Below are 19,401 nucleotides of genomic sequence, written 5' to 3'. Positions count from 1 at the left end.
CAATAGAAATATATAAAAATGTCAACCGTAAAGTTTACAGTTGACATTTTTTTAATCCTGATAAACAATATATTTCTGTCTTATTTTTTCAAACTTATCTAAACCCGGTTTCCAGGAAGATTTAATTTCTTTCTCTGATTTTCCGCCAACGATTTGTTTTCTCAATTCATCACTTCCCGCTAAAGTATCGAAGAAGAGATTCTTCAGAAAGAAATCCTGTTGCGGGTTTTTATAATTTTTATATGCTCTGAGTAACCATTCCAAATTCAATTCACGCAAATCTTGCCTGTATTCTGAAAGATTTTCCCCATAACATAATTTACCGTTCAGGAAAGGGTCTTTTGCACCGAAATTCGGTTTTGGAGTAAACTGATACGGTAAAGAAGTTGTCCAAGGTGAGCCATAAATCTGAAATGGAAGATTTGTACCTCTTCCTACAGAAACCTGAGTTCCTTCGAAAAAACATAAGCTCGGATATAAATTGATAGATTTATCATTCGGTAAATTGGGAGAAGGTTTATCTAAAATTGCATATCTTTTTTTCTTATGATATTCCTTCATTTCTATTAAAGTATATTTAACCTGAACCTTATTTTTCAGCCATTTTTCACCATTCACCATGTTACCGTATTCACCTATTGTTAAACCATAAACTACAGGAATCTCATGCATTCCGACAAAACTTGCCCATTTTTTCTTTAAAACAGGTCCGTCAATATAGCCGTCATGTGGATTTGGTCGGTCTAAAACCATGATTTCAACATTATTTTCGGCTCCGGCTTCCATTAGATAAGTCAGTGTTGAGATATATGTATAAAATCTCACACCGACATCCTGAATGTCAAATACCACAATATCAATTCCTTTTAACTGTTCAGGTTTTGGTTTTTTATTATTTCCATACAGTGAAACAATCTGGATTCCTGTTTTTACGTCTACTCCGTTTTTTACTTTTTCTCCAGCATCTGCATCACCTCTGAAGCCATGTTCAGGTGCGAAAATGGTTTTAATTTTCACATTATTTTTAACCAGAAAATCCACGAGGTGCGTTTTATCTTTCAACAAACCGGTCTGATTGGTTACAATTCCTATTGTTTTATTTTTCAAAAGAGGAAGATAAATTTCCGGTCGGTCTGCGCCGGTTCTAAAACCGTCTTTATCTGAAGTCTGAGAATAATATCGACTGAATACTCCTAAAAAAATTAGGCAAATAAGAACTAATGTTTTAATTTTGAAATTTAAATTCATAAGCTTGAAATTTCCATTATATTTCTCCCGAAAAATAGCGTTTTCCAAAGATAACAAAAATAACCTATCCCGGGTTATCATCTTCATCGGCAGACTTTCTGTGGCTTTGGGGATTATCGTTTCTCTCATCACCGTTTCTACAGGTTTGGGATCAAAAAAAGCGATCAAAGAAAGGCTTGGTGATTTCAGCGGACATATTACCATAAAATCTACCAAGTCAAATTCTTCTTATAACACTTCGGTTCTTGACCAAGAAGGTCTCAATATTAAAAATATCAAGGCTCTTCCCGATGTTGCTACAGTTCAGCAATATGCAATGGTTACGGGAATTATGCGAAACGAAAATAGCTTTGCGGGAATTATTTTTAAAGGTGTAGATAAGGATTTTGACAGTTTAAGATTTAAAAAGTTTTTAATTGCAGGAAAAACTCCGTTTTTTAGCGGAGAAGGGTATAATAATGGTGTTGTGATTTCGGAAAAAATTGCCAATGATCTGCATCTTAAGGTGAAAGACAGTATTGTTACCATCTTTTCAAAAGCCGATCAGAAGCCGATCTACAGAAACTTTGAGGTAGCCGGAATCTATAAAACCGATATTAAAATGATTGATGACCAGTTCGTCATTGGCGACATTAATCATGTAAGAAGAATTCAGGATATGAAACCAGAAGAAATTGGCGGTCTTGACATTTTTTTTAAAAACATCAACAAAATTGATCAGGATACACCGAAAGTTGAAAAGTTTATCGGGTATAAAAATTACGCTGAAAAAGCAACCGATAAATATCCACAGATCAATGACTGGATCGGTCTTTTCGACACCAATATCGGAATTATTATTTCAATTATGCTTTTGGTGGTGATCATTAATATCATCATGGTTTTGCTGATTCTGATCATCGAGAGAACCAATTCTATCGGATTATTAAAAACTTTGGGCGCAACCAACGGACAGATTCGTGCAACGTTTATTAACTATACTCTGATCATCATGATTCCCGGTCTTTTATATGGGAATGCAATTGGTCTTGGACTTTTATTTGCTCAAAAGTTTTTCGGGATTATCAAATTAAATCCTAAGGATTATTATGTGAGCGTTGTTCCTGTTGATCTAAATCCTTTACTGATTGTTTCAATTTCTGTAGGAATTTTGATCATTTCGGGACTGGCTTTGGTGATTCCTAGTTATCTGATCAGTAAAATTTCTCCGGTGAAAGCGATTAAGTATAATTAGTGAATGGCGAATTGTGAATTGTCAATTTGCTTCGAAGTGAATTTTTCTGGTTATTCTAAACTTTTGAATTATGGCTAAATATGTCTTAGCCCGGATTGAGCGGTATGTTTGAGCTCTTTTCTTTGGTTTCTGCGGCGGCAAAGCCGCCGCAGAAACCAAAGAAAAAGCGAGTAGCGAAAACCGGAAAAAGCTCCTAAAAATCATATCACTAATAAATTAGACAAGGATTTACCGATTATTTATCAGCTATTTTAGTGTATTGTAAAATCTGCACTTAAACTAAATTACTTCTAATCATTTATATAGACCATCAATTATTCTGAAAAATGTATCTTTGCGATGCAGAAAAGACATTTATGAAATACGCAGAAAATATACTCGAAACCATAGGAAATACGCCACTTGTGAAACTTAACAAAGTTCTTGGTGAAGATTTCCCGGCATTGGTTTTGGCAAAAGTAGAAACTTTCAATCCCGGAAATTCGGTAAAAGACAGAATGGCGCTGAAAATGATTGAAGACGCCGAAAAAGACGGAAGATTGAAGCCGGGAGGAACGATCATCGAAGGAACTTCAGGAAATACCGGAATGGGATTGGCTCTTGCAGCAATCATCAAAGGTTACAAATGTATTTTTGTAACCAATTCTAAACAATCAAAAGAAAAATGCGACATTCTTCGTGCGGTTGGAGCTGAAGTAATTGTTTGCCCGACAGATGTAAAGCCGACTGATCCGCGTTCTTATTATTCAGTTTCAAAAAGATTAGCAAAAGAAACAGAAAACGGATGGTATGTAAACCAATACGATAATTTATCGAACAGAGCCGCTCATTACGAGTCTACTGCGCCTGAAATCTGGGAACAAACGGAAGGAAAACTGACTCACTTTTTGGTTGGAGCAGGAACCGGAGGAACCATTACAGGTTGTGGAATGTTTTTTAAAGAGAAAAATAAAGACATTAAAGTAATCGGAGTTGATACTTATGGCTCGATCTTGAAAGAAATTCACGAAACAGGGGAAATCAATTTGGGAAATGCTTATACGTACATTACGGAAGGAATTGGCGAAGATATTCTTCCTGAAAACTACGACATGTCTGTGATTGATCATTTTGAAAAAGTTACTGATAAAGACGGTGCTGTTTACGCAAGAAAACTGGCAAAAGAAGAAGGAATTTTCTGTGGATATTCTGCGGGAAGTGCGATGGCAGCTTTGGTTCAGATGAAAGATCAGTTTACCAAAGATGATGTGATTGTTGTACTTCTTCACGATCACGGTTCAAGATACGTTGGAAAAATCTACAACGATGAGTGGATGAAAGAAATGGGTTGGCTAGACTAATCAGTTTTCAAACTATAAAACAAAACTCAGAGTAATTTGCTCTGAGTTTTTTATTTATTTGACATTCTTCTGTACTGCTTCTTTAAGGAACTGATAATCTGAATCACTCATTGCTTTTCTCGGAAACATATAATTAAATTTCCCTTCCAAGGCAATAAATTTTTCGCCGATTTCCGCCGAAGTAAATTCCGTCCACAAACTTGCTTCTTTTTTATTATTTAAATTAACCTTAAAAACTTTATTATTGAATTTAATCTGGTAAATTTCAGGATTTTCTAAGGTCTTCAAATAAGCAATCACCTCTTTTCTCCATTTTGAAACTTTATTGATTGCTAAAGAAAGATACACTGCACAAAGCAAGAACAAAAAGCTCACAAAATACAGAATTCCGAATTTTTCTTTACTTAAATCATCTTTAAAAATAAAAAGAATCACTAAAATCAAACCTACAACAATGGTCGTAACCGTTTTGCCTTTCGTAGTGGAAGAGAAAAACAAATTTCCCTGATTTCCCGCAAAATATACTTCTTCGAAATCTTTCCTGTTGATATTTAAATTGATAATCTTATCCTGATTCTGATTCATGCTGATTAATTTGTGCCCGTAAAGATAACTTTTTAAGATTTCTCTAATGGATATTTTTAATAGGATTTTATCCTATCCTTTAGAAAATCGTCCTTTCAGGACTCTTTCAATCTCAAACTCAACCTTAAAGCTACCTATCTTCATATTTATCATTTATTGCAGAAAGCTTATTCATCAGTTCACGGTTTTTTTGTCTCAAATCGTTCATTTTTTTAAGCATTTCATGAATAACTTCCAATCCCGGAAGATTGATTTCTAAGTCGTAATGCCAATTGGCAAATCTTTCGAAGTAGGGTAAATCTTCATACATCAGGTAACGAGTTTCATTTTCTGTCTGAACATTCAGCAAACCGGAATTAACCAGCTCATCAAAAAAAGTGATTTCAACTTTGTATATTTTTACGAGTTCTTCTCGCGATATTCTTTCATTCATGGCTTAGGAATTTTTAAGTTGTTCAAAAAGTTCTTTCTGCTTATCCGTAAGATTTGTCGGTAATTTTACTTCGTAAGTCACAAACAGGTCACCAAACTGCCCTTCTTTTTTATAGACAGGAAAACCTTTACCTTTCAATCTCACAGTTGTCCCGTTTTGGGTTTCAGGCTTCACTTTCAGATTAACGCTTCCATCCAAAGTATTCACTTCCACATCGCCACCTAAAACTGCAGTATACAAATCAATAATAACTTTTGTTTTTAAATCATTTCCAATTCTTTCAAAATTCGAATCTGTTATAATATTAAAGGTGATGTATAAATCTCCATTCGGACCGCCATTAAAGCCCGGATTTCCGTGACCTTTCAATTTTATCTGTTGCCCGTCATACACTCCTGCAGGAATTGTAATTCTTACTTTTTTACCATTAATTTCAAATGTTTGCGGATGCGTTGTTGCAGCATCTTTTAAGTTTAAATTCAACTCTGCGTGAACATCCTGCCCTTTAAATTTTCCTGAAGCACTTCCTCTCGAGCTCCTTCCGAAGCCACCTCCTGTTCCACCAAACATATTTTGGAAGAAATCGGAAAAATCTTCACCTTCTCCAAAGTCAGCTCCGGAAAATCCGCCTCCGAAGTTTCCGCTTTGGCTTTGATACTGCCTTTGCTGTTGTTGAGCTTTTTCGTATTCTTCACCATGCTTCCAGTTTTCGCCGTATTTATCATACTTTGTGCGGTTTTCAACATTGCTGAGAACTTCATTGGCTTCATTCAGTTCTTTAAACTTCTTTTCCGCTTCTTTATCATCGGGGTTCAAGTCAGGATGCAGTTTTCTTGCTAATTTTCGATATGCTTTTTTAATATCATCCTGTGATGCGTTTTTGTCTACGCCTAAAATTTTATAATAATCTATATAAGCCATAGAAACAATTTTCCATAAGATCAACAAATTTGAGACCGAAATTGTCTGTTTAAATATTAAAAAATTAAATCTATCTTTGATAAAAATCAACCATGAAAGAAGTCTTAAAAAATTATTCGGGAATCATTCTTCTTCTTTTGGGAATCACCATTGGAAGCCTTATCGGAATCTTTTTACCGGAAGTAGTTTCTTATATCAAACCTTTAGGTGACATTTTTCTGAATCTTCTTTTTGTAAGTGTTGTTCCGTTAGTATTTTTTGCGGTCTCTAATTCTATAGCTTCTCTCGAACAGGACTCAAAATTTGGGAAGATCCTGTTGATGATGTCTTTTACGTTTCTCTTATTCATACTCATTGCTGCAGTTTTTACAATTGGTGCAGTTTATCTTTTCCCGGTTTCTTCGATCTCTGGTAGTTCGGAACTGATTGCGGAAGCAACTAAAGAAGAAAATTGGAGCGACCGGATTGTAAGCTTTTTCACGGTGGGAGAATTTACCGAACTGTTTTCAAGGAAAAATATGTTGGCTTTGCTCATTTTCGCATTCCTGACTGGTTTTGCAGCGCGAAAAGCAGGAGAAAGTGGCAAACCTTTCAGAGTTTTTATTGTTTCCGGATATGAGGTGATGAAAGAATTGCTTTTAATGATTATGAAAATTGCTCCGATTGGTTTGGGTGCTTATTTTGCCTTTCAGGTTGCCACACTTGGACCTCAGCTTTTCGGATTTTATGCAAAGCCTCTCGGTTTGTATTATATTGCAGGAATTGTTTACTTCTTTGTGTTTTTTACGCTGTATGCTTTCATGGCAAACGGACAAAACGGAATTAAAAGCTTCTGGAAACATGCTACCTACCCAACATTAACAGCGTTGAGTACCTGCAGCAGCTTTGCCACGATGCCATCCAATTTGGTGGCGGCTTCAAAAATTGGTATTCCGAGTCAGATTGCCAATTTGGTTATTCCGATTGGGACAACACTGCATAAAAATGGCTCGTCGATGTCGTCAATTATTAAAATTTATGTAGCATTTCAGATTATCGGAAGAGATTTTTTTGAACCGTCGAATCTTCTTTTGGCTTTAGGAATCACTGTTTTTGTAAGCATTGTCGCAGGCGGAATTCCCAATGGCGGATATATTGGAGAAATGCTGATGATTTCGGTCTACAACCTTCCACAAGAAGCTGTTCCTGCCGTTATCATCATCGGAACATTGGTTGATCCTTTGGCAACAGTTTTAAATGCAGTTGGTGATATTGTCGCAGCAATGTTTGTAAATCGGTTTGTGAAGGTTTGATTTTTTAATCAAAATAAAAAAAGCACTTCATATGAAGTGCTTTTTTATCATTTTAACCTTTATAACCATAATATCTCGCTCCTTTCAACACAGGATTCTCCAGTTCTACAGATTGCAAACCAAATCCTTTGTAATCAGGGTTTACAGAATATTCCAACTGTTTTCTGTGAAGTTTTTCGTAGGTATCAAAATCAATGGCCAAACGGTTTTTCAGATTTTCAAATAAATTCCATTTTTCAACAACTTTTTTCCAGTTTTCTGAAACTTTTCCGGCAAAAACTTTAGATTTCGAGCCACTACCGTATCCTAAAAACCCAATCTCATTACCTGCTAATTCTTCATTTTCATTAAAAGAAGTTTGCACGGCAGAAAGCAAAGCCATAAAAATCGAAGCCGTGTACATATTTCCTATTTCTGATGAAGCACGTTGAGATTTCTCTATTTTATTATTGATAAAATTCAGATAATCCTCAGATTTAGCCACAGTTTTCTGATCATCAGGAGTTTCGAAAGAAAGCCCATTTTCCAGGCTATAAATCTCTGTAAAAACTCTTTTTCCATGAAAAGCATACGGAAGGTGGAAGATCAAATATTTCCAGTCTTCATAAGGTTTATCTCTCTTTGTAATTTCTTTATAATGGTTGTAAGCTTCTCTTATCCTGTCCTGATAGCACTGATTGGAATATTGCCCATCGAAAACAGGTTCATCTGTAAAAATCTCAATTTTATCAGGGAAATTTTCCGGAGAATTTTCTAAATCTTCTTTTTTGAAATGACGTCTTGGCTTGAAAAAATCAAAAACACTTTCTGTGGCAACTCCCCAATTGTTTTCAATTTCAATTAAATCAGGTTTTGCAGAAACCAGTAAGGCAACAGCACCTCCACCCTGAGTATATTCGCCGGAAGAAGCCAGTTCGTATTTTGCATAATCACTTGCAATCACGATTGCTTTCTTTTCCGGATTTACCCTTACAAAATCTAATGAATTGTGAAGTGCATCAACTGCACCAATACAGGCAAAAGTCATATCTACAACATCACAATTTTTAAAACCTCTTTCGCCAAATTCTGTTTCCAAAACTTTTTCTGCCATTTGCATCGCGTAAGAAGCTGTTGGTTTTGCGGCATCGATTGCACTTTCTGTTCCTAAGTAAATTCTAGATATTTCTTTTGGATTTAAATTATAATCTTTTATCAGCTTTAGTAAAGCTTCAGCAGCAAATGTTGCAGCATCCTCATGAACATCGGGAAATCCCATTTTATGCAGTCCTAGTCCTTTTTCCAGTTTTGCAGGTTCGATTCCTCTTTTTTCTGCTAAATCTTTAATTTCCAAATACAAAGAAGGCACATAATAGCTTGCTGCCTCAATTCCAAAACCCATAATCGTTAAATTTTAAACTAATTTATAAAAGATTATGCAAAAAATCACTGATGATTACATTAATTTTTAATGATTAAACAAAAAAGCATCCCTGACGAGATGCTTTAAGATGAATATCTGATTTGATTAAATTTTAATTGTCTTATTTCTTGATCATTTTAAAGGATTCTGTACCGCGATCAGTTTTTCCACTAACGATATAGTTTCCGCTTGCCAAAGAAGAAACATTGATTCTACCTTCATTCGCGCCTGCTTCATATTGACCGACTTTTTGACCTGAAATATTATAGATAGAAATTTCATGAACCTTCTCGTTGCTCTTATAATTTAAAACATCCTGAACAGGGTTAGGATAATAACTGATTGACGATTTTGCCGGTTTTTGAAGATCTTTAACAGCTAAATTACTACCAGAAACTACCACTGCATCTACCAAAGTAGAATATCCGTAATCTGTTTCACATTCGATAGCAATCTGGTACGTTGTCGGTGGAATACCGATAGATCCTGATGAAGTCCATGCAGTAATATCAGAATGGAATTCTGCAATCTGTACCCAAGCTGAAGTTGCTGACGTTCTGTAAAAAACTCTCAGCCAATTCTGATCAGGGCTCCAATAAGGATTAATATAATAAAAACTTACGGTAGGACTTGTAACAGCCGATAAGTTCAAAGGAGGGCTTACCAATTTGGTCTTGTCAAAATCATGAGAAGTTCCGGGATAATTTGCAAATTTTGTTCCTTGATAAGCTGTAACACCCCAACTTCCTGTGCTTGCAGAAGTTGCAAATGTCCAGGACATATTGTTTAATTCATAAATTTGAGTCCAGTCTGCTCTTGTAGGAGAGCTGTCCTCAAAAGTCTCAGTCCAGGGAAATGTCGTAATCTGTGCATTTGCAAAAACACCTGTAGCAACAGCTATTGCAAATAATAAAGGCTTTATTTTAAAACCAAAAAATATTTTTGTTTTCATAATTATTATAATTTAAGTTATTTTAATATCAAATATATAAATAATATTTTTTAAAATTATCAAATAAATAACATTTTAAACAATACGTTAAAAAATTAATTTTCACAAAGTAATATTAAAACCAAAAAAACCGCTGCTTTCACAACGGTTTTAATTATAATTTTTTTTAAAACTATTTAAAATTTTCGATAGCCTTATTTATAGCATCAATCTGCGAATTGATACTTGCCGCTTTCTGAGGATTTTGTTTAAGGAGTTCCATTTTCTTGTTTAATCCTTCTTTCAGCATTTGGGTAATCATCATTTTCACTTGAGGATTGTCTCCCATCTGACCTTTTGCCTGTCCCAAAATCTTTGTAATACTTTCTGTAGCTTTCAGATTATCGGAAGTCATAATCCAGTTGTAGCCTTCTTCAGCAACTTTCCCCAATTCGGGATCCTGGAATTTCACAAAAGGATAAAAAGCTACAACAGGAGCTAAATTCGCCATTTGAGAAGTCACCTTATTTTTAACCACAACAGGTAAAAGCTGATTCAGCATTTCTTCTGAAGCATCCTGTAAATCTATTTTATCAGCAAATGTATTGGCTTTTGACGGGTCTACAGAAATAATAGCAGCCAAAGAATTTACCTTTACCGAATTGGAAACTGCATTTAACCCTTTTTCAAAAATTGCCACATATTTTTTGTCTTTGGTTTTCGCTAAGGAGGCAATTGCAGCTCCCTGAACCAATGTTTTTGGATCATTTACGGCTAATTTTTCAACGTCTCCGGCTAAAGTTTTCGCTTGTTCGGGAATACTTAAATCCATTAATTCCAAAGCTTTAATTCTGATTCTGAAAAAAGAATCTTTTAAAGCGGCAGACAATAATTTTGTGGCAGCAGGATTTTTACCTACCTGATCTTTGATACCGTTCAGCGCATTGTATTTGCTCTTAAATTCCTTAGAATTGGTAAACTGAAGAAGATTTTGTTCCGGTGTTTTAGAATCGGTAATATCGGCAAGTAAAATTCCGTCGGCATTTATATTAATTAAATCCGGGTTTTTAGACGAATCAAATGTAAATGTATTTTTTGCGGCAGCATTTGCCCAAACATTGTATCTTTTAGGTTTACCATTATCATACACATCAATTGCCAAGGGAAATTCGAACGGAAGATCCTGTGACTGATTCAAAGTAACGGTAACCTGTTTTTTTACTGGTTCAAATGATGTAGTATAACTCAATTTCGGGTTTCCGCTTCCGAAATACCATTGATTGAAGAACCAGTTTAAATCTTTTCCTGAAACTTTCTCGAATGATAGTCTAAGCTGATGCGCTTCGGCATTTTTGTATTCGTTGGTTTTAAGATAGTCTGTGATTCCTGCAAAAAATGCATCATCACCAAGATAGTTTCTCAGCATGTGCAGAATTCCGCCTCCTTTCTGATACGTAACAAGATCGAAAACATCTTCGCGGGAACTGTAGTCAAACCGTACCAGATTCTTTTTGAAATCTCCAGGATTATGGATGTAATGATCTACATCTTCCATCTGATGATAATCTGCCTGATCTTTACCATATTTATACTCGTTCCAAAGGTATTCTGAGTAATTGGCAAAAGATTCGTTCACCGTTAAATTACTCCAGCTTTCTGCGGTAACCAGATCTCCAAACCAATGATGGAATAATTCGTGAGCGATCGTATCTTCCCATTTATTTTCATCGATCAACTGACCTGGTTTTTGTAAAATGTCACTTCCGTGAAGCGTTGCTGTTGTATTTTCCATTGCGCCGCTCACGTAATCTCTTCCCGAAATCTGTGCATATTTCGACCAAGGATAATCATAACCCAATTTTTTAGAGAAAAAATCGATCATTTCAGGAGTATTTCCGTAGATCTGCTTTGCGTAAGGCTCATATTCTTTTTCGATATAATAATCTACCGGAATATTTTTCCATTTATCTTTTACAACCGCGTATTCACCAACTCCCATAAAGAAAAGGTAAGTTGAATGTCTTTTATCCATCACCCAATGATCTGTTCTTTCGCCGTTGGATTCTTTTTTTGATTCTTTTAAAATTCCGTTTGAAAGCGTAACGTATTTATCAGGAACGGTCATAAAGATTTCCTGCGTTGTTTTCTGATTGGGTTTATCAATGGTCGGAAACCAGGCTGAAGAAGATTCTGTTTCACCCTGAGTCCATATTTGTGTTGGCTTATCCGGATCCTGACCTTGTGCATTAATAAAATAAAGTCCTTTCGCATCATTGATTGCGGCACTTCCCTCTTGTTTTACTTCATTCGGACGAGAGGTGTATTTAATGTAAACTGTATAATCCTGGTTTCTGGTATATGTTTTATCTAAAGTGATTTTTAAAATATCATTTTTATAATTATATTTCAACGGCGATTTTTTACCATTCTGATCCAAAGCCACCTCGTGAATCAACATTCCTTTTGCATCAAGCGTCAATTCGTTTGTCGCATAGAAGTATGGCGAAGCGGTAAGCCATTCTTCCCCATTCATCTGTTCTTTCTGATAATCAAAATTGACTTTCAGTTTGGTATGCTTTAATTCTGTAAGTTTGGTATGGGTAGCTCTGTAAACTTCGTTTCTTCCGGAAGTCTCAGTTTGTGCAGATACATTTGCGGAGAATAAAACTCCGAGTATTGCAATTGATAAAATCGCCTTTCTCATTATTAATTATTTACACAGCATTCAGAAACTATCAGGAAAACCTAATGTTTATTCTGAAGCCTATTTTATTATTTTAAGATTATTTTTTGATCAGAATGTCAAATATATCATTGACTAATGTTTCGTAGTCACCTTTCTTGAGCTGTTCTTTTGTTTTCGCAAAAGCTTTCTTCAGTTCACTTTCCGGATTTTCATCGTCGATAACTTGAATATCATTAATACCTTTCACCTGAAGCAAAAGTTCTTTCAGTTTTTCGACATCCGTATTTTCTTCGATATTGATTTTAAGTGATTTCATAGTAGATAGGTAGGAATTCAGTACTGAAAGTTACAAAAAAAGTGAAGTTTTGCGCTTCACTTAGTCTTTATTAAGTAGTCTTATTAAATTGTCAGGGTTGCCTTTTGATGGTAGAAATAAAAGAATTTCAACAGAATCAATTTGAATATCAAAATATACTTTCACCTGTTTCTTTCCCAATAATGCAAATCGTAATTTACTATCAGAATCAATTTTAGGATACGAAATTATTTTATCACTTAATGATTGTTTAAATTTCTCAAGATCTTCTTTAAACAAATATAATTCTTTATCATTCCAGCGATGGTTCAAAAAATCAATTATTTCCTGAAGACTTTTAATCGCATTTTTTGAAAAAACTATTTTCATTTTTTACTAAAAATCGAATCAATTAATTCTTGCGAAAATTCTTCGTGTTCCCCATTTTTAATCTCATTTCTGCTTTGTTCAATTAATTGTTTAAACTCATCAGAGTTCTCAATTTTACTCCAAGAATAAGTTACGTCTTCATCAGTTTCTACGCTTACAACTCCTTTTACTTTTGAAAGAAGTTTTTTAATGTAAGAAACATCTGCATATTCGTTAATATTAATTCTAATTTCCATACTTACAGCATTTTAACCAAAGTTAATGATTAAATTTTAAAAATCAAATCGCTACAGGTGCTTTAATTCCCGGATGCGGATCATAATTTTCCAACGTAAAATCTTCAAAATCAAAATCGAAAATATTTTTGATTTCAGGATTTATTTTCATTGTAGGTAAAGCTCTTGGTTCTCTTGAAAGCTGTCTCTGAACCTGCTCAAAATGATTGTTGTAAATATGAACATCTCCAAAAGTGTGAACATAATCGCCCACTTCCAGACCGGTAACCTGTGCAACCATCATCAATAAAAGCGCATAGCTTGCAATATTGAAAGGAACCCCCAGAAAAACATCTGCACTTCTTTGGTATAGCTGAAGCGATAATTTTCCGTCTGCAACATAAAACTGAAACAAAGCATGACAAGGTGCTAAAGCCATGTTTGGAATTTCCGCAGCATTCCATGCAGAAACAATCAATCTACGAGAATCCGGATTTTTTTTGATCTGCTCGATGACTTCAGAAAACTGATCCACCACTTTTCCGTCTGCACCACTCCAACTTCTCCATTGTGCACCATAAACCGGACCTAAATCTCCGTTTTCATCCGCCCACTCGTTCCAGATTGAAACACCGTTATCCGTAAGATATTTGATGTTCGTATCTCCTTTGATGAACCAAAGCAATTCATAAATAATAGATTTCAGGTGAACTTTTTTAGTGGTTACTAAAGGAAATCCTTTCGACAAATCATAACGTAACTGGTATCCAAAAACACTGCGCGTTCCTGTTCCTGTTCTGTCTGTCTTATCGGTTCCGTTATCTAAAATATGCTGAAGTAAATCGAGGTAGTTTTGCATTTTGAGGCGAATAATTGTGAATACAAAATAAAGAATTTTAAAATTAAAAACCAGATAAAAACAGAAATATTAGTGATAGAAAAAAAGCATCCACAAAATCATGAATGCTTTTTAAAATTTAATTCTATATAAACTTAAACAGCAGTATAACCACCATCAACAAGATAGTAACCTCCGGTCATAAAAGAAGATTTGTCTGAGCTGAGAAATAAGACTAATTCTGCAACTTCTTCCGATTTCCCGAGTCTTCCCATCGGATGTTTTCCAATTAAAGCTTTTTTGTGTTCTTCATCAAGCTGATTAAGCAGCGGAGTATCAATATAACCAGGACCTACCGCATTACAACGGATATTTTTCTGTCCGTACTCTGCACCAATATTTTTTGTTAGTCCGACAACCGCATGTTTTGTAGAAGTGTAAGCTGAAGAAAGTGGTGCTGCAACCGTTCCGTGGATGGATGCAATGTTGACAATAACACCACCGCCATTTTTTTCCATTTGTGACAGTTCATATTTACAGCCATAAAAAACGCCATCCAAATTGATGTCGATTACCTTTTTCCAGCCATCCAAAGTATAGTCTCCGGTTGGGTTTGCTTCTCCACCGATTCCTGCATTGTTGCAGGCAATGTCTAATCTTCCGTAAGTTTCAACAGTTTTGGTGACAAGTGCTTCAACCTGTTCGGGATTTGAAGTATCTGCTTTTACGAAAGTTGCTTCACCGCCTTGCGATTTGATTTCTTCAACAGCTGATTTTCCGTGTTCTTCGTTGATGTCTGAAACGATAACTTTTGCGCCTTCTTTAGCGTATAATTTTGCAATGGCAAGTCCTATTCCTGAACCTGCACCTGTAACCAATGCTACTTTATTGTCTAAAATTTTCATAATAAATGTATATTAATTATGATTTTTAAACTGCAAAAAAGATGCAAATCGGTTTTAATAACAGTTAATTATTTCATAAATGTTTCTTTTTGAAGCAATAATATTTTTGAAACTAATTCCCGTTTAAATCATTCGATCGAAATAATCTTTTGACTGATATTGTTTAAAGAAAAACTTTCGTTTATAATTTTCCCATGCATTGCTTTTGCCAAAGGAGATTCGGGAGAGATGCAGATTATTTTTTGATTTTCAAAAATGATTTCGCCTAATGAGACAGAAATATAAAATAGTCCTTTTTCGGTTTTCACAATTGCTCCCTTTTCTACTTTATCGGAAGGTTTTACTATAATATTTTTCAAGAAATCCTGCTGTTTCAGTACTTCATTTAGCTGTCCTTGAAGATTATTGATCTCCTGCTGAAGCATCTCTCTTCCTGTTTCGTATTTATCACCCATTGAGCTTTTTGTATCATTATTTGAAGCACGGGTCTCAGCAATAAGCTTCTCGAAATTTTTGATTTTTTCTGAAAGCTTTTCTTTGATAATATTGATGAGTGAAAATTTGTTCATATTAGGTTGTGGCTAAAGCCTTTTATTTATTTTAATTAGAAAGCGGGCTTTATACTAATATTAAAAATTAAAATTTTATTTTTCAAAAACAGCATAGTCGGAAACCTTAAAAGTAAAACTTTTCCCATTGCTAAAATCTCTTTTGCCACCATCAAAAACATTATTGAAAATTCCGCTTACATTTTCATCTTCAATAGAAAATTCAACGTCTTCTTTTGAAAAATTTAATACTACCAAAACTTCATTCCATTTGTTTTTTCTGATAAAAGCAAAAATTTTATTATTTGCAGATGTATGTAAAAGATAAGTTACAACATTCGGATCTCCTCCTCTTAAAGCAGGATTTGAAGATTTCAGATTTAATAAAGTTTTATAAAAATCGGCCATTTTATAATCATTCGTCCAGTCGATAGAGTCTTTTTCGAAAAATTCCAACCTTTTTAAATTGGGAAGTTCCTGACCTGAATACAGCAAAGGAATTCCGTTCCAGGTTGCAGAAAACACAGCCATAGGCTTTGTAATGTCGCCATATTTTTCAAACTCGGTTCCGTTCCATGAATTTTCGTCGTGATTGGTTGTAAACCATGCTCTCATTGAAGAATCTCCTATTTGAGAATATTTTCTGAGCAAATCTACAAGTTCACTGATCGGTTCATTATTTTTATAAAAATCGGCCGATTTATGCATCCATTTCCATGAGTAACTTGCATCGAAAATCTTACCATATTCCGGATTTTCGAGCTCATCAAATTCGCCTATAAAAAACAGAGGTTTTATTTTTTCAAGTTCGGATCTTGCTTCTTCCCAGAAATCTACCGTTACCCACGATGCAAGATCACATCTGAAACCGTCGATATTTGTTTCTTTAATCCAGAATTTCATCGCTTCGATCATCTTTAGGCGCATTTCTTCATTCTGATAATCCAGCTCAATGATATCATCCATACCAGAAGCCATTTTAAAAGTATTGTTTTCTTTCAGATAAAATTCGGGATTGGTTTTCGTCCAGATATGATCCCAACCCGTATGATTGGCAACCCAGTCGATAATCACTTTAAAACCTAAACGATGCGCTTCATTCACCAAATGCTTGAAATCGTCCAAAGCTCCGAATTCAGGATTCACCAAAGTATAATCTGATGCAGCATAAGGACTTCCGAGATTTCCTTTCTTATTGAGTTGGGCAATCGGTGTAATGGGCATAAACCACAACGTTTTTACACCCATATTTTTGAGGCGGGGCATTTCTTTTTCAAATGCTTTAAAAGTACCTTCTTTGGTGTATTGTCTTACATTGACTTCGTATATATTGGTGGTGTGTTTCCATTCCTGAGGTAAATCCATATTCATTTTCATTTTATAATCTAAGAAACATGTTCTGTTTGGTAAATCTTTTTTAAGTTTTATAATTTAAATCAAATATAAGTTCTCACTGATTGTGCAGATTTAGCAGATTGTGATATAAAAATCAGTCTAATCCGTAAAATCTGCGAGAGGAAATATTTTTACAAAAATAGGAATTTGAGTTTTAAATTTTATTAAAACAAAAAACCCTGAACTTGAATTCAGGGTTGTATTTTAAATTTTATCTTTCGTTGTCATCGTCTTCATCATCGAAAACGTCATCGTTATAGTCTTCTTCCTCTTCATCATCAAAATCATCATCTTCATCTACAAAGTTGTTGCTTCCTCCGAAATCATCATCAAAACTAAAATCATCATCCATCAATGGCATTGCCGATTTTTTGTTTTTGGAACCTGAAGAACCGTTTTTGGTTGGTGCTTTTAAAGGTGCGTTTCCAAATCTGTAAGTCGTGATCGGATAATTTACGCCTTTCGTCTCTTCAACAACTTCTACCAATTCGCAGAAAAACTCCCAAAGATCCAAAAGACCATATTGGAACTGTGCTTTATCTCCTGCAGATTCGAAGGCTTCATCGATGTACACATCAGACATAATCTCTCCGTCTCCATCATCACTCATATCTTCTAACGGCACACTTTTTACAACAGTACCATCCTCTTCAAGAAGATTAAAAGTAGAAAGCTCATCTCCGCTAAGGTTGAACGCACTTTTAATTCCCAAATGTAAGTTCCAGAGTGTTTGTTTTCCTTTGATCTCCACATCTCGGAAAATGTCTTCTTTTGTATCTAATATTACACGGATCTTATAAACCATATCAGTATTTCAATTACTTTTTGCCTATATTTATTATGATAAATTCTTGTTGCAAATATATAATAAATGAGATTTTACAAAAAATATTTAATAATTTTTTAGAAACTTTTTTTTTCTTACATTTCACCAAAATCATTTACTTTTATCGAGCATAAAACTGAATTTTGTGCCTTCAAGATAGACGCTTTCTGCAGTAATATTTTCGTTATGTGCTTCCAGAATATGCTTTACAATAGCTAAACCTAAACCGGAACCGCCCTGTCTTCTGCTTCTGCTGGTTTCCACTCTGTAAAAACGTTCGAAAATTCTTGGTAAAAGTTCGGCTTTAATTCCCATTCCGTTATCAATGACTTCAATAAGGACTTTGTTTCTGAGAACACTTGTTTTTACCACTACCCTTGCTTCCTGCCTGTTGGCATAATGAATGGCATTTGAAATGAGATTAATAAAAACCTGAGAAATTTTTTGCTTATCGGCATCCACAAAAATCTGGCTGTGCAAAGTCTGCAGCTGTAAAGCGGTATTGTTTTTCTCTGCTTCAAGATCAAGAAGATCGAAAACTTCTTTTATAAGAATATTGACATCAAATTTAGAAACATTAAGATTGATTTCTCCGGCTTCCAGTCTATTGATCATATCGAGATCGTTGACAATGGCGATCAACCTTTCTACAGAAAAACCGATTCGTTCTAAATATTTATCGCGAATCATCATATTGTCTACTCCGCCGTCAACCAGAGTTTCTACATACCCCTGAATGGAAAAAAGCGGAGTTTTAAGCTCGTGAGAAACGTTTCCGATGTATTCTTTACGGTAGCTCTCCATTTCCTTCATCATATCCATTTCTGTTACCTGCTGCTGATTGAAATCTGAAAATCTTTCGCCAAGCTCTTTCAGCGTTATATTGTTCTGATCACTATAAACAATTTCTTCGGGAAGGATTTTTGAGATCTTTCTGACCTGCTTTTTGGCGTAATAATTAAAAAGCAGTTCGAGAACCACATAATTAATAATAAACATTAAAAAAACACAAAGAAAAAAGCCAATTTTGAATTGGGAAGTATTGTAATATATATCTTTTAGCGAATCGAAAACGATTACCAAAATGAGCATTACCAGAGTAAGCAAACATGATGAGACGAAGGTGAGTCTGTAAAATTTCAATTTTACAAAATTTTGGGGTTGAATGTAAAGGTAGGAATTTTCTGAATTAAACGATCAGTTTATATCCTATCCCTTTTAAGGTCTGAATGGTATTGATTCCTAATTTCTCTCTCAGTCTTCGGATGTGCACATCGATTGTTCTTTCACCAACAATGACATCATTACCCCAAACTTTCTCAAGAATCTCTTCTCTTTTGAAAACTTTTTCGGTGTTTGAAGCTAAAAGGTAAAGCAGATCAAATTCTTTTTTAGGCAATAAAAACTGTTGTCCGTTTTTTGAAACCCTGAAATTATCTTTATCAATAACGAGATCTCCAATTTCAATCAATTTAGCATTATCAGAAACCTGAGAAGTCAGCTGAAGCAATGCATTAACTTTAGAAATAAGAATTTTCGGCTTGATAAGCTTTACAATATAATCGTTTGCACCTGCCTGAAAACCCGCCAACTGAGAAAACTCCTCGCTTCTTGCCGATAGAAAAACAATAAGTGATTTTTGAAGTTCTTTTATCTTGCGAAGTTCCTGGCAAGTTTCAATACCGTCTTTTTCAGGCATCATGACATCTAATAAGATCAGATCAGGAATAATTTCTTTGGCTTTATCGATCCCTTCATTACCATTTGTGGCGGTGTAAATGTCGTAACCTTCTTTTTCCAGATTGTAAGACAGAATCTCTAAAATATCGAGTTCATCGTCTATAAGAAGAATTTTCTTTTGATTCATTTTCAATTTTTACGGTTCAAAGTTAACAATTTTTGAATGATGGATGAACA

General features: G+C 34.8%; 20 protein-coding genes. 3 read left to right on the top strand and 17 right to left on the bottom strand.

Features of this window, described 5'->3' with window-relative positions; translation table 11 throughout:
- Positions 1 to 51: 51 nt before the first annotated feature.
- Positions 52 to 1,248 (bottom strand): exo-beta-N-acetylmuramidase NamZ domain-containing protein, encoded by a 1,197-nt coding sequence (locus BA768_RS02505; protein ID WP_065719552.1) that lies wholly within the window; start codon positions 1,246 to 1,248, stop codon positions 52 to 54.
- A gap of 4 nt (positions 1,249 to 1,252) precedes the next feature.
- Between BA768_RS02505 and BA768_RS02500 the strand changes: the two genes are divergently transcribed.
- Positions 1,253 to 2,482 (top strand): ABC transporter permease, encoded by a 1,230-nt coding sequence (locus BA768_RS02500; RefSeq protein ID WP_065719583.1) that lies wholly within the window; start codon positions 1,253 to 1,255, stop codon positions 2,480 to 2,482.
- A gap of 356 nt (positions 2,483 to 2,838) precedes the next feature.
- Positions 2,839 to 3,822 (top strand): PLP-dependent cysteine synthase family protein, encoded by a 984-nt coding sequence (locus BA768_RS02495; protein WP_034677106.1) that lies wholly within the window; start codon positions 2,839 to 2,841, stop codon positions 3,820 to 3,822.
- Positions 3,823 to 3,876: 54 nt separating this feature from the next.
- Here BA768_RS02495 and BA768_RS02490 read toward each other — a convergent pair whose 3' ends face one another.
- From BA768_RS02490 to BA768_RS02480, 3 genes are all read right to left on the bottom strand, one after another.
- Positions 3,877 to 4,407 (bottom strand): hypothetical protein, encoded by a 531-nt coding sequence (locus BA768_RS02490; protein WP_065719551.1) that lies wholly within the window; start codon positions 4,405 to 4,407, stop codon positions 3,877 to 3,879.
- 130 nt (positions 4,408 to 4,537) lie between these two features.
- The gene (locus tag BA768_RS02485; RefSeq protein WP_065719550.1) at positions 4,538 to 4,840 is read right to left on the bottom strand and encodes a chaperone modulator CbpM; all 303 of its coding nucleotides are present in this window, start codon (positions 4,838 to 4,840) and stop codon (positions 4,538 to 4,540) included.
- 3 nt (positions 4,841 to 4,843) lie between these two features.
- Positions 4,844 to 5,761 carry a DnaJ C-terminal domain-containing protein gene (locus BA768_RS02480; RefSeq protein ID WP_065719582.1) on the bottom strand — a complete coding sequence of 306 codons (918 nt, stop codon included), beginning with the start codon at positions 5,759 to 5,761 and terminating at the stop codon, positions 4,844 to 4,846.
- Between the two features lie 92 nt (positions 5,762 to 5,853).
- Here BA768_RS02480 and BA768_RS02475 point away from each other — a divergent pair, with 92 nt between their 5' ends.
- On the top strand, positions 5,854 to 7,053 hold the full coding sequence (locus tag BA768_RS02475) for a dicarboxylate/amino acid:cation symporter (protein WP_065719549.1): 1,200 nt from the start codon (positions 5,854 to 5,856) through the stop codon (positions 7,051 to 7,053).
- A gap of 52 nt (positions 7,054 to 7,105) precedes the next feature.
- Here BA768_RS02475 and BA768_RS02470 read toward each other — a convergent pair whose 3' ends face one another.
- The 13 genes from BA768_RS02470 to BA768_RS02410 form a co-directional block, all read right to left on the bottom strand.
- Positions 7,106 to 8,434, bottom strand: coding sequence for a hydroxymethylglutaryl-CoA synthase family protein (locus BA768_RS02470; protein WP_065719548.1), 1,329 nt, complete (start codon positions 8,432 to 8,434; stop codon positions 7,106 to 7,108).
- Positions 8,435 to 8,576: 142 nt separating this feature from the next.
- Positions 8,577 to 9,407, bottom strand: a complete 831-nt coding sequence (locus tag BA768_RS02465) for a T9SS type A sorting domain-containing protein (RefSeq protein ID WP_065719547.1) — start codon at positions 9,405 to 9,407, stop codon at positions 8,577 to 8,579.
- 172 nt (positions 9,408 to 9,579) lie between these two features.
- Complete coding sequence (locus tag BA768_RS02460; protein ID WP_065719546.1) at positions 9,580 to 12,090, bottom strand: M1 family metallopeptidase; 2,511 nt, start codon at positions 12,088 to 12,090, stop codon at positions 9,580 to 9,582.
- A gap of 79 nt (positions 12,091 to 12,169) precedes the next feature.
- Positions 12,170 to 12,388 carry a hypothetical protein gene (locus BA768_RS02455; protein WP_065719545.1) on the bottom strand — a complete coding sequence of 73 codons (219 nt, stop codon included), beginning with the start codon at positions 12,386 to 12,388 and terminating at the stop codon, positions 12,170 to 12,172.
- A 60-nt stretch (positions 12,389 to 12,448) separates the two neighbouring features.
- Entirely contained in the window at positions 12,449 to 12,757 is a 309-nt protein-coding gene (locus tag BA768_RS02450) for a hypothetical protein (RefSeq protein WP_034674183.1), read from the bottom strand.
- Positions 12,754 to 12,993, bottom strand: coding sequence for a hypothetical protein (locus BA768_RS02445; RefSeq protein WP_034674181.1), 240 nt, complete (start codon positions 12,991 to 12,993; stop codon positions 12,754 to 12,756). Before BA768_RS02445 ends, BA768_RS02450 begins: the two co-directional genes overlap by 4 nt.
- A 43-nt stretch (positions 12,994 to 13,036) precedes the next feature.
- Positions 13,037 to 13,831 (bottom strand): thymidylate synthase, encoded by a 795-nt coding sequence (locus BA768_RS02440; RefSeq protein WP_034674180.1) that lies wholly within the window; start codon positions 13,829 to 13,831, stop codon positions 13,037 to 13,039.
- Positions 13,832 to 13,965: 134 nt separating this feature from the next.
- Positions 13,966 to 14,715: an SDR family NAD(P)-dependent oxidoreductase gene (locus BA768_RS02435; protein WP_065719544.1), complete on the bottom strand. Its 750-nt coding sequence runs from the start codon at positions 14,713 to 14,715 to the stop codon at positions 13,966 to 13,968.
- A gap of 128 nt (positions 14,716 to 14,843) precedes the next feature.
- Entirely contained in the window at positions 14,844 to 15,284 is a 441-nt protein-coding gene (locus BA768_RS02430) for a hypothetical protein (RefSeq protein WP_034674176.1), read from the bottom strand.
- A 75-nt stretch (positions 15,285 to 15,359) separates the two neighbouring features.
- Positions 15,360 to 16,634: an alpha-amylase family glycosyl hydrolase gene (locus tag BA768_RS02425; RefSeq protein ID WP_065719581.1), complete on the bottom strand. Its 1,275-nt coding sequence runs from the start codon at positions 16,632 to 16,634 to the stop codon at positions 15,360 to 15,362.
- Between the two features lie 235 nt (positions 16,635 to 16,869).
- Complete coding sequence (locus BA768_RS02420; protein WP_065719543.1) at positions 16,870 to 17,463, bottom strand: IS1096 element passenger TnpR family protein; 594 nt, start codon at positions 17,461 to 17,463, stop codon at positions 16,870 to 16,872.
- A 132-nt stretch (positions 17,464 to 17,595) separates the two neighbouring features.
- Complete coding sequence (locus BA768_RS02415) at positions 17,596 to 18,627, bottom strand: sensor histidine kinase (RefSeq protein WP_034674171.1); 1,032 nt, start codon at positions 18,625 to 18,627, stop codon at positions 17,596 to 17,598.
- Between the two features lie 46 nt (positions 18,628 to 18,673).
- Entirely contained in the window at positions 18,674 to 19,351 is a 678-nt protein-coding gene (locus BA768_RS02410) for a response regulator transcription factor (RefSeq protein ID WP_034674169.1), read from the bottom strand.
- Positions 19,352 to 19,401: the final 50 nt, after the last annotated feature.

Origin of the sequence: Chryseobacterium sp. CBo1, assembly GCF_001693475.1 — a bacterium.
GTDB lineage: Bacteria > Bacteroidota > Bacteroidia > Flavobacteriales > Weeksellaceae > Chryseobacterium > Chryseobacterium formosense.
The sequence above is the reverse complement of the archived record's forward strand: the minus strand, read 5'-3'. Positions and strand labels throughout refer to the sequence as shown.

What these genes read in the sequence shown, in the direction of transcription:
- BA768_RS02505 (WP_065719552.1), bottom strand. Translation starts at nt 1,248, where the DNA reads ATGAATTTAAATTTCAAAATTAAAACATTAGTTCTTATTTGCCTAATT.
- BA768_RS02495 (WP_034677106.1), top strand. Translation starts at nt 2,839, where the DNA reads ATGAAATACGCAGAAAATATACTCGAAACCATAGGAAATACGCCACTT.
- BA768_RS02490 (WP_065719551.1), bottom strand. Translation starts at nt 4,407, where the DNA reads ATGAATCAGAATCAGGATAAGATTATCAATTTAAATATCAACAGGAAA.
- BA768_RS02485 (WP_065719550.1), bottom strand. Translation starts at nt 4,840, where the DNA reads ATGAATGAAAGAATATCGCGAGAAGAACTCGTAAAAATATACAAAGTT.
- BA768_RS02480 (WP_065719582.1), bottom strand. Translation starts at nt 5,761, where the DNA reads ATGGCTTATATAGATTATTATAAAATTTTAGGCGTAGACAAAAACGCA.
- BA768_RS02475 (WP_065719549.1), top strand. Translation starts at nt 5,854, where the DNA reads ATGAAAGAAGTCTTAAAAAATTATTCGGGAATCATTCTTCTTCTTTTG.
- BA768_RS02470 (WP_065719548.1), bottom strand. Translation starts at nt 8,434, where the DNA reads ATGGGTTTTGGAATTGAGGCAGCAAGCTATTATGTGCCTTCTTTGTAT.
- BA768_RS02465 (WP_065719547.1), bottom strand. Translation starts at nt 9,407, where the DNA reads ATGAAAACAAAAATATTTTTTGGTTTTAAAATAAAGCCTTTATTATTT.
- BA768_RS02460 (WP_065719546.1), bottom strand. Translation starts at nt 12,090, where the DNA reads ATGAGAAAGGCGATTTTATCAATTGCAATACTCGGAGTTTTATTCTCC.
- BA768_RS02455 (WP_065719545.1), bottom strand. Translation starts at nt 12,388, where the DNA reads ATGAAATCACTTAAAATCAATATCGAAGAAAATACGGATGTCGAAAAA.
- BA768_RS02450 (WP_034674183.1), bottom strand. Translation starts at nt 12,757, where the DNA reads ATGAAAATAGTTTTTTCAAAAAATGCGATTAAAAGTCTTCAGGAAATA.
- BA768_RS02445 (WP_034674181.1), bottom strand. Translation starts at nt 12,993, where the DNA reads ATGGAAATTAGAATTAATATTAACGAATATGCAGATGTTTCTTACATT.
- BA768_RS02440 (WP_034674180.1), bottom strand. Translation starts at nt 13,831, where the DNA reads ATGCAAAACTACCTCGATTTACTTCAGCATATTTTAGATAACGGAACC.
- BA768_RS02435 (WP_065719544.1), bottom strand. Translation starts at nt 14,715, where the DNA reads ATGAAAATTTTAGACAATAAAGTAGCATTGGTTACAGGTGCAGGTTCA.
- BA768_RS02430 (WP_034674176.1), bottom strand. Translation starts at nt 15,284, where the DNA reads ATGAACAAATTTTCACTCATCAATATTATCAAAGAAAAGCTTTCAGAA.
- BA768_RS02425 (WP_065719581.1), bottom strand. Translation starts at nt 16,634, where the DNA reads ATGAATATGGATTTACCTCAGGAATGGAAACACACCACCAATATATAC.
- BA768_RS02420 (WP_065719543.1), bottom strand. Translation starts at nt 17,463, where the DNA reads ATGGTTTATAAGATCCGTGTAATATTAGATACAAAAGAAGACATTTTC.
- BA768_RS02410 (WP_034674169.1), bottom strand. Translation starts at nt 19,351, where the DNA reads ATGAATCAAAAGAAAATTCTTCTTATAGACGATGAACTCGATATTTTA.